The 15197-nt window shown below is 42.9% G+C and carries 15 protein-coding genes; 12 read left to right on the top strand and 3 right to left on the bottom strand.

What is annotated here, in order from left to right; translation table 11 throughout:
* Positions 1–132: 132 nt before the first annotated feature.
* Positions 133–1182 carry an IS481 family transposase gene (locus QY309_14970; protein WKZ59157.1) on the bottom strand — a complete coding sequence of 350 codons (1050 nt, stop codon included), beginning with the start codon at positions 1180–1182 and terminating at the stop codon, positions 133–135.
* Positions 1183–1352: 170 nt separating this feature from the next.
* On the opposite strand from QY309_14970, the gene QY309_14965 reads away from it, so the two are divergent.
* Genes QY309_14965 through QY309_14955 form a run of 3 tightly spaced genes read left to right on the top strand, consistent with a single transcriptional unit; the run spans position 1353 to position 3373 of the window.
* The gene (locus tag QY309_14965; GenBank protein ID WKZ59156.1) at positions 1353–1994 is read left to right on the top strand and encodes a DUF4136 domain-containing protein; all 642 of its coding nucleotides are present in this window, start codon (positions 1353–1355) and stop codon (positions 1992–1994) included.
* 1 nt (position 1995) lies between these two features.
* Positions 1996–2598, top strand: coding sequence for an outer membrane beta-barrel protein (locus QY309_14960; GenBank protein WKZ59155.1), 603 nt, complete (start codon positions 1996–1998; stop codon positions 2596–2598).
* Between the two features lie 34 nt (positions 2599–2632).
* Positions 2633–3373: a hypothetical protein gene (locus tag QY309_14955; GenBank protein ID WKZ59154.1), complete on the top strand. Its 741-nt coding sequence runs from the start codon at positions 2633–2635 to the stop codon at positions 3371–3373.
* 14 nt (positions 3374–3387) lie between these two features.
* On the opposite strand, the gene QY309_14950 is transcribed toward QY309_14955, so the two are convergent.
* Together QY309_14950 and QY309_14945 are read right to left on the bottom strand one after the other, a co-directional pair.
* Entirely contained in the window at positions 3388–4074 is a 687-nt protein-coding gene (locus QY309_14950) for a response regulator transcription factor (protein WKZ59153.1), read from the bottom strand.
* The gene (locus tag QY309_14945) at positions 4071–5546 is read right to left on the bottom strand and encodes a HAMP domain-containing sensor histidine kinase (GenBank protein ID WKZ59152.1); all 1476 of its coding nucleotides are present in this window, start codon (positions 5544–5546) and stop codon (positions 4071–4073) included. Before QY309_14945 ends, QY309_14950 begins: the two co-directional genes overlap by 4 nt.
* Before the next feature lie 146 nt (positions 5547–5692).
* Between QY309_14945 and QY309_14940 the strand changes: the two genes are divergently transcribed.
* The 9 genes from QY309_14940 to QY309_14900 all read left to right on the top strand — a co-directional run bounded on the left by QY309_14940 (position 5693) and on the right by QY309_14900 (position 14973).
* Positions 5693–6460, top strand: coding sequence for a GLPGLI family protein (locus QY309_14940; protein WKZ59151.1), 768 nt, complete (start codon positions 5693–5695; stop codon positions 6458–6460).
* Positions 6461–6483: 23 nt separating this feature from the next.
* Positions 6484–9291: a TonB-dependent receptor gene (locus tag QY309_14935; GenBank protein ID WKZ59150.1), complete on the top strand. Its 2808-nt coding sequence runs from the start codon at positions 6484–6486 to the stop codon at positions 9289–9291.
* A gap of 113 nt (positions 9292–9404) precedes the next feature.
* Entirely contained in the window at positions 9405–10343 is a 939-nt protein-coding gene (locus tag QY309_14930) for a glycerophosphodiester phosphodiesterase (GenBank protein WKZ59149.1), read from the top strand.
* Positions 10344–10400: 57 nt separating this feature from the next.
* Positions 10401–11396, top strand: coding sequence for an adenosine kinase (locus QY309_14925; protein ID WKZ59148.1), 996 nt, complete (start codon positions 10401–10403; stop codon positions 11394–11396).
* Between the two features lie 92 nt (positions 11397–11488).
* On the top strand, positions 11489–11650 hold the full coding sequence (gene rpmH, locus QY309_14920; GenBank protein ID WKZ59147.1) for a 50S ribosomal protein L34: 162 nt from the start codon (positions 11489–11491) through the stop codon (positions 11648–11650).
* 64 nt (positions 11651–11714) lie between these two features.
* A complete protein-coding gene (gene rnpA / locus QY309_14915) occupies positions 11715–12080 on the top strand; it encodes a ribonuclease P protein component (protein ID WKZ59146.1) in 366 nt (121 codons plus the stop codon).
* On the top strand, positions 12064–13713 hold the full coding sequence (locus QY309_14910) for a S41 family peptidase (GenBank protein WKZ59145.1): 1650 nt from the start codon (positions 12064–12066) through the stop codon (positions 13711–13713). The genes rnpA and QY309_14910 overlap by 17 nt, the downstream gene beginning before the upstream one ends.
* Positions 13713–14390 (top strand): tRNA (adenosine(37)-N6)-threonylcarbamoyltransferase complex dimerization subunit type 1 TsaB, encoded by a 678-nt coding sequence (gene tsaB, locus QY309_14905; protein ID WKZ59144.1) that lies wholly within the window; start codon positions 13713–13715, stop codon positions 14388–14390. Before QY309_14910 ends, tsaB begins: the two co-directional genes overlap by 1 nt.
* A gap of 46 nt (positions 14391–14436) precedes the next feature.
* Entirely contained in the window at positions 14437–14973 is a 537-nt protein-coding gene (locus tag QY309_14900) for a DUF2480 family protein (GenBank protein WKZ59143.1), read from the top strand.
* The last annotated feature ends 224 nt before the right edge of the window (positions 14974–15197 follow it).

Below are 15197 nucleotides of genomic sequence, written 5' to 3'. Positions count from 1 at the left end.
AGCCACCGCTCCAAAGAAGTCAAGGGCTGCGCGAGTGGCCGCGCAAAATCCTACACACAGCCAAAGCCACCCTTGACTTCTTTTCCGCTTGCGGCTGTTTGCGGCCTATGAGGAAGCAATGCGGACGAGTGATCATGCTGATTCATAATTTTGATCAACCATCTTCTGGATAGCAAGCTCTTTGGAAGCCAGGAACGTTTCCCAGGGAGTTCTTCCAAAGCAATACTTTCCTGAGTGCGTTCTTTGCTCGTTGTATTCTTTGATCCACACATCAAGATCTGCCTGAAGTTCTTCCAGTGACTGATACAACTTTTTCCGGAAGGCCACCGCATAGAATTCATCCTGGATGGTCCGATGGAAGCGTTCGCAGATTCCGTTGCTCTGAGGACTTTTTACCTTCGTTTTTGAGTGTTCGATGTTTTCGATTCGTAGATAGAGCTCATATTCATGATACTCTGCTTTTCCGCAATATTCGGTGCCACGATCGGTAAGGACACGCAGCAATGGAATTTCCTGCTCCTCGAAGAATGGAACGACTTTGTCGTTTACCATATCTGCTGCGGTGATAGCGTTCTTACGATCATACAGCTTGGCAAAAGCAACTTTCGAATACGTATCAATGAAGGTCTGCTGATAGATTCTGCCTACCCCTTTGATATTGCCAACGTAGTAAGTATCCTGTGCGCCAAGATAGCCCGGATGTTCAGTCTCAATCTCTCCGAGGGCTTCGCGTTTTTCTCGCTTACGCTCCATGGCGATCATTTGTGCTTCGGTGAGAATGATTCCTTCCTGAGCAACCTTTGCTTCAAGCGCAGCTAGCCGTTTAGCGAAAGTCTCCATGTCGTGGCGCTGCCAAACGCAGCGCACGCCAGCAGGAGACACAAATACACCGCGCTTGCGAAGTTCATTGGCCACGCGCACCTGCCCTAGAGCGGGTTGATCGATAGCCATCCGGACAACGGCTTGCTCAACTTCTGGCTCGACACGATTCTTTGGAATAGCTTTCCTGCGACTGACCTCTTTCAAAGCCAGTTCACCACCTGTATCATAAAGCTCTTTGATTCTGTAGAAGCTGTCGCGGGAGTAACCCATCATCCGACATGCCTGGCTGACATTACCCAAATGTTCAGCTAAATTGATAAGACCTAATTTCGTTTTGATTAACTTCGTTTCTGTTCTCATTTTCTGACAGTTTAAAGGGTTTAACTTGATTGTTTGCACTTCTAAGTTAACCCAACTGTCAGATTAAGTCGAAACTACTTCACATTATTTAATAAACTGAATTTAAACTTTCTTTGTTTTTAGGGTGTCTAATGCACGATAGAACTGACTTTTTACGTTTTTAAGAAACTATGAAAAACAAAATCCTGTATATTATTCCACTTGCGTTGTTGTTGGCAGCCTGTGAGTTACAGCCACAATCGGGCGAGTTGGCCCGTGATATGGTGGTTCAAACGCAATACGATCAACCCTCTATTACAGCTAACATTTTTTCTACCTACAGTACATTCATCATACGGGAAGACACGATCGGATTGGTGAAACGTGGCGTGGCTCCGGAGCATGCATATTATACTGATGAAGATTTTACCGGCATTCCCGGTGGTTATGTTGAGCCGGTTATTGCTTTGGTGAAGGAGAACCTGTCTGCGCGCGGATTTGATCAGGTAACAGAAGAAGAAAACCCTGACTTTGCGGTGAACATTGTTATCCTGGAGGATTTCAGTTTCTTCCAAACGGTAAATTACCTGCCCACATATGGAGGTTACTATGGATATTACGGTTATTACCTGCCGGTAGTAAATACATATTATTCCCAATTCGCGTCCATGGTTATTGAAATTGTTGATGTAAAGAATGCAACGGGAAATGATTACAAGGTTATCTGGAAAGCTTTTATCGGTGACTTGTACACTACGTTCGACTTAAAAGCAAAAACGTTGGAAGCCATTGACCAGGCATTCGTTCAATCACCTTACATTTCAAAGGACTAATATGAGATCAGCAGTAATAGTATTTTTTGTTTTGATGATGGCAACTGCCCATGCGCAAATTGCCGAGTCGGGTTTTCATATTAACTGGACAATAGTAAAACCCACCTACACCGATTATGTGAGCAAAACCAGTTCGCGCGGTGTACGTCTCGGATTTACCAAATTCATTAATGAGCAATTTGGTGCCGGCATTGAAGGCGGGTTTACGGTACTGGATGATTATGTACCACGCCAAACCTATGTAGAACCAGGCAGGGCTATTACCACTGATTTATTTAACTACATGTACAATTATACCTTAACAGCCAACGGTCAGTACTATTTTAAAAAATCAGGCTTGTTTGTTCCGTATGCAGCCTTACATGCCGGGGTAGTCTTTACCGAATACACCCAGTTTTATAATGCCTACTCATCTACTGAAAATAAAACAGGTGCTATCGTGAGACCGGAACTCGGTGCCATGTATCGGTTTCAAACCTATGGTGCACTCGGGCTAAAAGCCGCTATCGGTTATGAATATGCTACGAATAAGATTGAAGAAGTCGGTATCGACAATTTCAGCGGGTTAAATGTGCAGATTGGGATTGTGTTGTTTAATAATTGAGTAAATTCCTTTTTAGAACTCTCACGAAGCAAAGATGAAACTTTACCTTATCCGGAGCTTAGTAGGTGAGGAAGAATTAATTGCAAACAATCCATCTGAAAATCAGATTTCGCACTTAGTTAATTCTATTGATTGGAATAAATTCAAGACTATAAGACTTCGGAAAGACGACAATAATTGGATTGAGGTAAGTGGAAGTCTGGTTGAAGACGGATTAGCCATAATTTATGAGGAAGCTGGGGTTTCATTTGTAATAAAAGATGCCCCGGAAACATTGACCCAATTAGAACAAGCACTTCTCTCATTCTTTAGAGGAGACGAGAAGTACAAAGGCCAAGAGTTTGTTCGGCTTGGAACTTCCGAGCCATCACTGAGTTCGCCAGAATTTCAATCTTGGAAAATAGACTTTGACATTAGACGAAAAGCTGATAACAGAGAAAGGCTTTTAAGGTTCTTTGTTGTTCTCCTTGTCACAGCCAGTATAGGCATTCTTTTCTTTTTATGGTATAATGATGAGCTTAGATTCTTGGGGCGAGAAACTGATTACGCAATAGCTACAGTTGTCGAAACAAAAAAAATCGCAATTAAAGGTGGGTATATTCTATTGGTTAGGTATGAATTTGAATACGATAAATCAAAGTACTCTGGTTCTTTTAGAGTCGGAAAACCACTTGGAAAACATTATGTTGGGGATAGATTAAAAGTCAAATTTGTTACAAGCGCCCCTGAGGTTTCGAAAAGAGTGGCGAGGCTAAAGCGAGAAAATGAGCTTTAGTTAATAGAATGGATTTACCCCACCGCAAAGTGATACCCAATCCCCTTAATGGTGATAATTTGCACCGAAGGGTCATCTTTTAAATAATCACGCAATTTGGTAATGTACACATCCAGGTTGCGGGAGTTGAAAAACGAGTCATCGCCCCACAGTTCCAGCAAAATATCTTTACGACTAATGGTTGTGTTTTTGTTTTTGCACAACTGCTTTAACAAACTGGCTTCACGGTGCGAAAGTTTTTTTACACGGTCCTTGTATTTCAATTCGTAGCGGGAAACTGAAAATTCATATTCACCAATGGTCAGTGCTTCGCGCGCATGATTATTTTTCTGCTGCGTCATGTTCAGCAGGTTGGTGATGCGAACAATCAGCTCTTCCATGCTGAAGGGCTTTCGTAAATAATCATTCCCGCCCGATTCAAACCCTTTCAGCACATCTTCGGTTTGTGTTTTGGCGGTCACAAAAATGATCGGAACAGCAGGATTTATCTGTCTGATTTCTTTCGCGAGTGTGTATCCATCTTTAACCGGTAACATAATATCCAATACGCAAATTTCTGGTTGCGTTTCGCGAAAGGCAGTAAGTGCTTGCTTGCCATCGGTTGCCATGTGTACAACAAAATCACGACTCTCCAGGCTTTCCTTTACAATCCTGCCCAGAAAGGGTTCATCTTCTACATACAGAATATTGGTTTTACTCATGCCGATGCTGCTATCGGTAAAGTTATGGTAAAGGTGCTTCCTTTTCCAGCTTCGCTTTTCAGGTCTATGATTCCACCATGCGCCTTTACCACGCTGGCCACATAGTTCAATCCAAGTCCGTAACCTTTGGCATCGTGCACATCACCAGTGGGCACCCTGAAAAACTTTTCAAAAACTTTTTGTTGGTATTCCTCCGGTATGCCAATGCCGTTATCCGCTACAATCAGTTGAATGATTTCTGGATTGCGAATTAATGAAACAGAGAGGGCACAACCCGGTTTGCTGTATTTGATGGCATTGTCGAGGAGGTTGTACACCACATGCGTCAGGTGCTCCGTATTTCCCTGCAGGGTAAAGTCATCACCTTGCTTAATAAGTGATACGTTTGCCCGATGCTTCTCAAAAACCAGTTTGAGAGAGGCTAAAACATCTTGAACTACTTTTTCAAGATCAACCTGTTCACGTTTTAATTCCAGTCCGTTTTGTTCAAACACCGAGGTCTTTAAAATTTTATCGGTAATCAGTGAAAGTCTGCCCAGTTCATTCTGTGCAATATTCAGGTACTCCTGCGTTAAAGCCGGATTATCTAATGCTTTAAAATTTTGAAGCGCCTCTAAGGCAACACTAACTGTGGCTACAGGGGTTTTGAGTTCATGTGTAATGTTGCTGATCAGGTCGTTTTTGAGTTGCATGAGTTTTTGGTGCGACACAATACTGCGATACATGAATACAAAAGCAGTTACGATAAGCGCAGTAAGGATAACCGAAAATATAATCTGCGGACTGATTTTAGTCAACAACATGGGACGTATGTTTTCAAACTTGGCCTGATAGGCGGGGGTGTGTGGCAAAAAGAACGGCTCTGTTATAAAGATATTTGCATTTTCAGTTTCTGTTTTTCCCGAGTCAATTTTTCTCATCTCTACTTTTCCTACAATTGGTGAGATTGTTATGCCAATTGTTTTTAAGGTATCCTGGTAATTGCGTTGTATATCATCAACACGCAAGGAATCATTGCCAAACCGAAAAAGAAAATTTCCGGTTTCGCGTTTTCTTCTGAATTCTGTAACAACCGGACGGAGTACTTGTCTGATACTATCTCCTGGGCCGGTTGATGAAATAAGAATTTGAATGGAAGAGTCACGAACAGTAATCCGCGAGATTTTATCAGGTGATATACCCGCCATAACTGAATCGCGAGTTACTTTAGTGTTCCATACCCTAAACCTGGCTGGATCACCTGATTTTTTATATTCGATACTGTCACCAATAAAAACAGGTTCAATTCCCTTCATAATCAGGGAATCATGCATCCCGATTATGGTGGTTCGAAAGAGTGTGTTTGTCTCTTTTTTGAACGATTCCAACTCTTCATTGTAGGAACTGCGCAACCATAGCAACTGAAGAATGAGCAGCAGTACAATGCTGCTGGTCATTAAAATAATCGTGCCGATGTTTTTCTGACTTTTCACTATGCAAAGGTAACGGCAAACTACGGGCAAAGGATCGAGGATTAACATTAATTAACATTGCTTTCAGAACTATTAACCACCCGGTGCCATCTCAAAGCGTACTTTTACAGTGAAATGTTTTTTCCAAAATGCAAAACTCTATAACCATGAAGCGAATATTGATTGTAATCGGGGTGCTGGTATGCCTGGCAGCTGCCCATATGGTTTTTGGCCAGGTGGCTGAAGGCGTCATACACTACGAAACAAAAATCAACATGCATAGGAATATCCCTGCTGAGCGCGAAGGCATGAAAACCATGATTCCGGAATTCCGCACAGTAAAGAATCAGTTATTCTTTAATGCAACCGAAACACTTTACAAGCCGGTGATTGAAGATGAAGAAGAGGAATGGACAGGTGGTGGAGGTATGCGCATGCGTTTCTCGGCTCCGCAAAGCGAAACGTATATTAATACAGAGTCGCAGTTGCGAACCGTGTCGCAGGAGTTTATGGGTAAAAAATACCTGATTGAGGATACGTTGAAAATGTCGCCCTGGAAATTTGGCACTGAAACCAAAACAATTTTGGGGTATGAGTGCAAGCAGGCCTATTTCACGGAAGAAGTTCAGGTAATGATGGGCCCGCAGCAAGAAACCCGCACCATTGAAATTACAGCATGGTATACCGATAAAATCAGGCCCTTTCTTGGACCGGATCGCTTCAATACATTGCCCGGAACGGTATTGGCGGTTGATGTTAATGGAGGGGAGCGTGTTACACTCGCTGTGAAAATTGAAGACAAGCCCTTAAAGAAGAGCGAATTGAAGGCGCCTTCGTCCGGAACAAAAGTTACACAGGAAGAATACAGAAAACTGGTGGCCGAGCAAATGGAGAAAATGCGGCAAAGCGGTGGCAATGTGATTATCCGTAACTGATTCACGACTTAAAAAATTACTACATGCGTTTCATTTTACTTGTATCAACCTTTTTGGGGTTGGCCCTGACGGCTCATGCCCAAAAAATAACGCTGAAAGGTCAGCTTGCCGATTCTACCGGCACATCGCTTCCTTCTGCTACTGTGCTGATCCTTAATCCTAAGGATTCATCGTTGGTGAATTTTGGTGTAAGCAACAACCTGGGATTTTTCGAAATAAAGAATCTGAATCGTGCCGAATATTTGTTTCGTGTTACATATGTGGGCTATGCTCCGCTAACGGTAAAAGTTTCTCCGAAGCCTGAAGAAGCCGTTATTGATTTAGGCTTATTGAAAATGGAGCCTGAAAGCCGAATTTTAGATGAGATAACCATTCAGGCTGAAAGGGCACCGGTGGTGGTTAAGAAAGACACTATTGAATTCAATGCTTCATCGTTCAAAACAAAGGCAAATGCAAATGTTGAAGATTTACTGAAAACCATGCCAGGCATTGAAGTTGAAACGGATGGAACAGTTCGGGCGCAGGGCGAACAAGTGCAGCGCGTAACCGTTGATGGCCGGGAATTTTTTGGGCGCGATCCGAAACTCGCTACGCGTAACCTTCCTGCTGATGCAATTGATAAGGTACAAGTCTTCGATCGTAAATCTGATCAGGCACAGTTTACCGGCATAGATGATGGTCAGCGTGAAAAAACAATCAACCTTGAACTTAAGGAAGACAAGCGTAACGGAGCCTTTGGTAATTTAATGGCTGGTGCCGGTACGGATAGTCGCTTTCAGGCGAGTGCTAGTGTAAACCGATTCTCAAAAGGACAACAGCTTTCGTTTCTCGGCATGGGTAATAACATTAATGAGCAGGGATTTTCTGTTGGTGATTTCATGAACTTCTCCGGAGGAACACAGGCGATGATGTCGGGCGGTGGAGGAATACGGATTACGGTTGGTGGCCAGGGAGGTAATAGTGGTGGAGGCCCAAGTATTAACATGGGCGGTCGCCAAAGTGGCATCATGACCAACTATGCCGGGGGAATTAACTTCAATAAAGATCTGAGTAAAGACACTAAGATCACTTCCAGTTATTTCTATAACCATCTCGATCGTAATGTGAGCAGTTCGCTGCTTCGGATCAATACGCTGCCTGATGGCGGAAGCTACAACTTTCTTCAGGATAGCCGCCAGTTAAGCAACAGCGATAACCATCGCGGTACGCTGGTGTTGGATCATACAATTGATTCAGCTAATGTAATTCGTGCAACGGCCAATGCATCGTACACCGATTCAGAGTTTAAATCATTTAGTGAAAGTCAAACGATGAATATTGGCAATACAGAGGTACGCAACGAAAGTGAAAGGAGTATTTACACAGCACAAACCGGCATTAACCTGAATGCAAATGTATTGTGGCGACACAGGTTCAATAAAAAAGGAAGAAACATGACCACCACTCTTTCGGCTGGGTTGAATTCAACCGAGAGTGAAGGCAATCAGCAATCGATTAACATCTATAACACGCAGGGAACCGAAGAGCAAATCGACCAGACCAATGCACAAGAAACAATTAATCAGACCTACGGTGTATCGGTTTCTTATACCGAACCGCTTGGAGGAAGAAAATACCTGGAGGCAAACTATAACTTCTCAACCAATCAGAATGACGTGGATCGCGAAGTATTCGATTGGAATTTAGGAACACCGGAATTCAACACGGGGTTAAGCAACAAATTCAAAAGCAATTACATCTACAACCGTCCGGGCATTAACTTCAGAATGAATAAAGAAAAGTACAGCCTGACGATCGGAACAAGTTACCAGATTACAAGCCTGAAAGGCGAGTTGTTGTTGCATGATGTTACTATCGATCGAACTTTTAAAAACCTGTTGCCGGTTGCACGCTTTAACTATGATTTCTCCAGTGTAAAGCACTTGCGCCTTGATTATGAAACGTCCATGCAAGAACCAGGAATTCAGCAATTGCAACCCATTGTGGATAACAGTGATCCATTGAACATTTCGGTTGGTAATCCAGATCTGGAGCCTGCCTACACGCACCGCATTACTGCAAATTATACGGCCTTCAATCCGGTAAAATTCATGAACCTGTTTGCATTTGTAACGGCATCCTATATGCGCAATGCCATTACAAACTCCCAAACGGTTGATGAGGATTTTGTACGCACTACAAAACCGGTTAATGTTGATCGGGCAACAAACCTGAGCATCAACATCAATGCAGGATTCCCGGTAAATAAAATTAAGAGCCGGTTTAACGTTGGGCCGACCGCTTCAATTTCTGAAAGTATCAATGTGCTGAATGATCAGGAGAATAATATTCGTCAACAAACCTTAGGTGGCTCGGCCCGATACAACTTTACCTTCAAGGAAATTGTGATCCTGGATTTAAGCGCCAACCTGAGCAAGCAAAAAATAAAATACGATTTTGAAACACCCGATCAGGATTATTTTAACCAAACCTATCGAGGTGAACTCAACTTGAGTTTCCTGAAAAAGTATGCATATAACACCAGTTTCGATTACCTGATTTACACAAGTACAACATCCGATTTCAGGGAAACTATTCCGTTCTGGAATATGTCCATCTCTCGCTTTGTACTAAAGAACAATGCCGGTGAAATTAAAGTAGGAGTGAACAACCTGTTGGATCAGAGCAACAACGTAACGCAAAGCGCGGGTGAAAACTTCGTACAGCAACAAACCATGAATAACCTGGGGCGGTTTTACATGGTCAGCTTTACGTATGCACTAAACAAACATCTTAACCCGATGGGCGGTGGCCGCAGAGGTGGCCCCGGCATGATCAGAATAATGAGGTAACGAAATGGGTGGCTGAGGTTCCCGAAGCCACCATTACCGTTGCCTGAGGCTCCCGAAGCAACGAATCTTCCTATCTTTGGTGCATGAAATATTTCGTGCACCTTATTTTTTTTATGGCCATACTAGAAACGCAAGGTCAATACATCCCCAAGTTTGATCTGCAGGGTCATCGTGGGGCAAGAGGCATTTACCCGGAAAACACCATTCCTGGATTTATCAAAGCACTTGATTATGGAGTTACCACGGTTGAGCTTGATCTCGCCATTACCAAAGACAAACACGTTATCGTTTCGCATGAGCCGTGGATGTCGGCTGAAATTTGTTTACAACCGGATGGAAACGAAATTTCTAAAACAGACCAACTGAGCTTCAATATTTATCAGCTTACCTATGATGAAGTAAAACAATTCGATTGCGGATCAAAAGGCAATGAGCGATTTCCTGAGCAGGAAAAAGTTAAGGCCGTTAAACCCTTGCTGAGCGATGTGATTAAAGCTGTGGAAGACCACATCAAAAGTTATTCACGCTACGAAGTAGACTATAACATAGAGATAAAGAGTAGAAAGGATGGCGATAATATATATCATCCAACTCCGCAGGAATTTTCTGATCTGGTATATGCGTTGGTTGATCAATATCTTCCCTGGGAGCGGATCGTGATTCAGTCGTTTGATTTGCGTGTGCTGAAATATTGGAAAGAAAAATATCCGCACGTGCGCCTTGCGTTGCTCATCGAGAATATGAAAACCCCCGAGAAAAATATTGAAGAGCTGGGGTTTGTTCCTTCAATTTACAGCCCCTACTTCAAATTATTAAAAAAGGAGCAGGTGGACTATCTCCATTCACTTTCGGTTACGAAATCGCCATCGGCAACAACAAATGGACGCAACGGCAAACTGCGCGTTATTCCCTGGACAGTGAATGAAATTGAAGACATGAAGAAAATGCAGGCGATGGGTGTCGATGGATTAATCACCGATTATCCTAACCGTGCAGCCGAACTTGGGTTGGGCCATAAAGCCAATGGATCATCAAACGGTTCAAAAAAATAATCCTATCATTGCAGAAATTTTTAAACCACGCTTTTCAAGAGGCGTAAAATAATTTTTATGAGTAAATACGATGTGTACGGCATTGGCAATGCCATTGTGGATATAGTAACCGAAGTTGACCACGATTTTTTTGAGCGGAATAATATCGAAAAGGGTGTGATGACCCTGGTGGATGAGAAACGTCAATTGGAGCTACTCAAAGCAATCGACATGAAAAAGAGTCGCATGTCGGGTGGAGGTTCTGCCGGTAACACGGTTGTAGCATTGAGTCAGTTTGGGGGAAAAGCCTTCTATTCCTGTCTCGTAGCAAAAGATGAATTGGGCCAGTTTTTTCTGGACGACCTGAAACGCAATGGGGTTGACACAAACCTGACTCCTGAAAAATGTCCGGAAGGCCATTCGGGTAAATGTGTGGTAATGACCAGCCCGGATGCGCAACGCACCATGAATACATTTTTAGGCGTTAGTTCTTTTCTGGCCCCTGAACATCTGGATGAAGAAGCAATCAAGAACTCAACGTACCTATATCTCGAAGGCTACCTGGTGGCCAGCCCCAAGGGTTTGGAAGCCATGAAGGAAGCTAAGAAAATAGCAGAGCGGAGTAAGGTACATACATCGCTTACCTTTTCCGATCCGAGCATGGTTAAATACTTCTCAAAACAAATGGAAGAAGTGGTAGGCGCCAGCGTAGACCTATTGTTCTGCAATGAAGAAGAGGCTATGATTTTTACCGGAACGGATAACCTGAATGATGCCCGTGAAAAACTGAAACTGGCCGCAAAACGATTTGCCATTACCCTCGGGGCAAACGGTGCACTTATATATGACGGAGATACCTTTATCCAGATTGAGCCTTACAAAGTGCGGGCAATTGATACGAATGGCGCTGGCGATATGTTCTCGGGGGCATTTTTGTATGGCATAACCCATGGGCATAGCTATGCCGAAGCGGGAAAAATAGCCTCATTGGCCTCATCTCGGGTGGTTTCGCAGTTTGGCCCGCGCCTTCAGCCCGATCAGGCTAAAAAAGTATTAGCCGACCTGATTGCCTGATAGTTGGGGTATTTTCTGGCCCGAGGGGTTGTAAATCCATGAATGTTCATTATTTTTGCAGCCCTCATTCAATGGGGTAAACCGTTAAGAGCATGAAACGTACGTATCAACCATCCAAAAGAAAGCGCAAAAACAAGCACGGTTTCCGTGAAAGAATGGCCTCTGCCAATGGTCGCAGGGTGTTGGCTTCGCGCAGAAGAAAGGGCAGAAAGAAACTGACCGTTTCTGACGAAACTACTTTTAAGAAGAAATAATACCCTTTTTGCCTCCCGATAAAGGCTAGCCTGCGGGAAGGGCAGGGGTTACCAACCTCACCCCATGGGCAAATTCAGTTTTAGTAAATCCGAGCGACTTTCCAGTCGAAACAGTATACAGGAACTCTTCAGTAAGGGTTCCTCTTTTTATTTAGCCCCATTCAAGGTTTTGGTATTAACAGGTCAGGGGCCGAACCATCAGGTGCTTTTCTCGGTTTCTAAGCGAAATTTTAAGAAAGCGGTTGACCGCAACCTGATTAAGCGGAGGCTTCGCGAGGCCTACAGGCTCAACAAAGCCAATCTACCCGAATCACCTGCCCTGCAAATCGCGTATATTTATACAGCCAAAGAAATTTTGGATTTTCACCAGATCGAACAGAAAATTAAAGAGACCATTAAGCGTTTACAGCAGTATGCAGAAAAGAATTAGGTGGGTGGCAGGTATTGGCATCATCGCGATTTGTCTTGTTGCCTTTAAACAACCAGCTGAGAATTATTTCGAGATCGCGAAGAGTCTTGACATTTTCGCAACCTTATTTAAGGAGGTAAACACCTATTATGTTGATGAAGTGGATCCTAAAAAATTGATCCGCCATGGCATTGATGGTATGTTGGAATCGCTTGACCCGTACACGGATTTTATTCCAGAAGAAGAACTCGAAAACTTTAGAATTACAACAACCGGTCAGTATGCTGGCATTGGTGCATTAATCGGAATTATAAATAACAAGATTATTATCACCCATCCCTATAAAAATTTTCCGGCTTTTAAATCCGGATTGAAGGTTGGCGATGAATTGATTGCGGTTAATGGCATCAATGTACAAGGAAAAACAACTGCTGAAACAAGTACATTATTAAAGGGCCCTGCGCGCACGGAAGTTGAGGTGAAGGTGAGGAGATACGGGCAGAAAAATGATCTCGTATTCAAAATTAAACGCGAAAAAATTACCGTAGGTAACCTGGCGTATGCCGGATTGGTAAATCCCGAAGTTGGATACATCAAGCTGGATGATTTTACACCTGGAGCATCCAAAGAGGTTTCGGATGCAGTAGCAAAGTTAAAATCGCAGGGAGCAAAAAAAATCATTCTGGATTTACGTGATAATCCAGGCGGCCTACTTCATGAAGCGGTGAATATTGTTAACCTCTTCATCCCGAAAGGAAAAGAAGTGGTAAGTACACGCGGCAAAGTGGAAGAATGGAATAAGTCGTACACAACACTGAACAATCCACTGGATACGGATATTCCGCTTGCGATTTTGATTAACGATGGAAGCGCTTCTGCATCTGAAATTGTAGCTGGTGCGCTGCAGGATTATGATCGGGCCGTATTGTTGGGCGAACGTACATTTGGAAAGGGGCTTGTTCAAACTACTCGCCAATTATCTTATAACGCGCAACTAAAAGTAACTACTGCGAAATACCATATTCCAAGTGGGAGATGTATTCAGAAGCTTGACTACACCAATCGTCAACAAGATGGTTCTGTTGTTGCGTATGCCGATTCAACGAAATCGGAATTTAAAACAGTGAATGGCCGTTCCGTATTTGATGGCGGAGGGTTGGATCCGGATATAACAATTGATCAAAAATATCTCGGAGCCATTACTTCTTCTTTATACACATCAGGTTTGTTGTTTGAATATGCTACAAGGTATTGTGCTGAAAATCCCGCACCTGCAGATTTTAAATCGTTTAATTTATCCGATAAGGAATATGAGAAATTCTTATCGTGGTTGAAAGAGCAAAAATTCACTTACGCCACCACATTGGAGTCAGAAACCAAACAATTGCTCGAGCTGGCAAAAAAGGAGCGTTATTATCCTGAACTGGAATCTGAACTAAAATCACTTTTCTCAAAAATTGAAGCGAATAAAGCAACCGATCTGATGCGTTTCAAAGATGAAATCGCGACAGTATTAACCCGACAAATAGCATTTAACTATGCACTTAATGACGGTCAATACACGGTTTCGTTGGCTCACGATACGGCAATTGCCCAAGCTGTAAAAACACTTCAGGATCAACAAGGCCTGAATAAAATTTTAGCCAGACACTAATGGCTATCCTAAGCCTGGAAACATCCGCGAAGGTTTGTTCAGTAGCCCTTCATAGTAACGGTCAGTTAATTACTTCAGCCGAAGTTCATGTCGAACAATCACATGCAACCCGCCTGGCACCACTAATTGATGACCTGATAAAATTTTCTAAGATAGAGTTCAGGCAGATTCAGGCTATTGCCGTTTCTTCTGGCCCTGGATCCTATACCGGATTGCGAATCGGTGTGTCGTTGGCAAAGGGATTATGTTTTGCCTTGAAGGTTCCACTGATTGCGATTAACACACTTGAGCTATTGGCTTATCAAATGAGTAAAGAAGTTGATCCGGATGTGCTTCTTTGCCCGATGATAGATGCACGCAGAATGGAAGTATATAGCATGATAGTTAATGCCGATCTTAATTCGGTTTTGCCAATTGCTCCGCGTGTGATTGATGCATCGTCATTTCATGATCTTTTACAGGAAAGAAAAATCCTTTTTTTTGGAGATGGCGCAACAAAATGCAGAACGGTGATCAACCATATAAATGCACATTTTATTGATGGTGTGTATCCACAGGCTTCAAAAATGGGTGAGTTGGCATATTTAAAACTGAAGTCGGGTGAGATTGAAGATTTGGAAAGTTTTGAGCCGTTTTACTTGAAAGAATTTATGATTAAGACCGCCAAACAAGATTGAAATTTTTTGCGGTTGATTAGTGTTATTCGCAGGTAGTAAAAGATGTATGATTAATAAAGGAGATGAAATAATAAACCGGGTATCTGCCAGCGGATTGATAACCTTCGATCTGGAAACATTTTATCAGCAAGGCGAACGGATATCACTGGATATCAAAGATCAACTCTTTCAGGGTCTGGTGTTGAGAGAAAAAGATTTTCGCGACTTCGTGAAGTCGCACGATTGGAAACAGTACCAGGATAAGTTTGTTGCTATAACCTGTTCAACCGATGCCATTGTGCCAATCTGGGCGTACATGTTAATTGCCACGGCCCTCCGTCCCTACGCCCGACTATTTTTCTTCGGATCACTTGAACGCCTGGAAGAAAAAATATTTGAGCAGCAACTAAGTGAGGTTGACTGGCAGGAATTCAAGAATAAAAAAGTTGTTGTCAAAGGTTGTAGCAAAGTTGAAGTTCCGGTTTCCATTTACCTAGAAGTGGTTCGCCAGTTGCTACCGCTGGTCTCCAGCCTGATGTTTGGTGAGCCATGTTCTACCGTCCCTCTTTTCAAGGTGCCAAAGCAAACATCTGACAAAGTTTGAATTTTGTGGATAACTTTTTTTGTTCATCCGCCTGACCAACATTCTAAAAATCTAATTATCAACAACTTGTAACAGCCTCATTACCGAAGAAAATTTGGGGCGATGTTGCGTAAAGAATATTAATACATTACCTTTGCACTCCTTTTGCGCCAAAACGCAGAAAGGAAACCCAAACAAGTAGTGTTCGGGAATAATTCAAAGAGGCTGAAAACCTGTTTTAATTA

The organism is Cyclobacteriaceae bacterium (assembly GCA_030584025.1).
GTDB lineage: Bacteria > Bacteroidota > Bacteroidia > Cytophagales > Cyclobacteriaceae > UBA2336.
Note: the sequence above shows the minus strand (reverse complement) of the source record. Positions and strands in the feature narration are given on the sequence as shown.

What these genes read in the sequence shown, in the direction of transcription:
- QY309_14935 (WKZ59150.1), top strand. Translation starts at nt 6,484, where the DNA reads ATGCGTTTCATTTTACTTGTATCAACCTTTTTGGGGTTGGCCCTGACG.
- QY309_14955 (WKZ59154.1), top strand. Translation starts at nt 2,633, where the DNA reads ATGAAACTTTACCTTATCCGGAGCTTAGTAGGTGAGGAAGAATTAATT.
- QY309_14950 (WKZ59153.1), bottom strand. Translation starts at nt 4,074, where the DNA reads ATGAGTAAAACCAATATTCTGTATGTAGAAGATGAACCCTTTCTGGGC.
- QY309_14940 (WKZ59151.1), top strand. Translation starts at nt 5,693, where the DNA reads ATGAAGCGAATATTGATTGTAATCGGGGTGCTGGTATGCCTGGCAGCT.
- QY309_14925 (WKZ59148.1), top strand. Translation starts at nt 10,401, where the DNA reads ATGAGTAAATACGATGTGTACGGCATTGGCAATGCCATTGTGGATATA.
- QY309_14900 (WKZ59143.1), top strand. Translation starts at nt 14,437, where the DNA reads ATGATTAATAAAGGAGATGAAATAATAAACCGGGTATCTGCCAGCGGA.
- rpmH (WKZ59147.1), top strand. Translation starts at nt 11,489, where the DNA reads ATGAAACGTACGTATCAACCATCCAAAAGAAAGCGCAAAAACAAGCAC.
- QY309_14970 (WKZ59157.1), bottom strand. Translation starts at nt 1,182, where the DNA reads ATGAGAACAGAAACGAAGTTAATCAAAACGAAATTAGGTCTTATCAAT.
- QY309_14910 (WKZ59145.1), top strand. Translation starts at nt 12,064, where the DNA reads ATGCAGAAAAGAATTAGGTGGGTGGCAGGTATTGGCATCATCGCGATT.
- QY309_14960 (WKZ59155.1), top strand. Translation starts at nt 1,996, where the DNA reads ATGAGATCAGCAGTAATAGTATTTTTTGTTTTGATGATGGCAACTGCC.
- QY309_14930 (WKZ59149.1), top strand. Translation starts at nt 9,405, where the DNA reads ATGGCCATACTAGAAACGCAAGGTCAATACATCCCCAAGTTTGATCTG.
- QY309_14965 (WKZ59156.1), top strand. Translation starts at nt 1,353, where the DNA reads ATGAAAAACAAAATCCTGTATATTATTCCACTTGCGTTGTTGTTGGCA.
- rnpA (WKZ59146.1), top strand. Translation starts at nt 11,715, where the DNA reads ATGGGCAAATTCAGTTTTAGTAAATCCGAGCGACTTTCCAGTCGAAAC.
- tsaB (WKZ59144.1), top strand. Translation starts at nt 13,713, where the DNA reads ATGGCTATCCTAAGCCTGGAAACATCCGCGAAGGTTTGTTCAGTAGCC.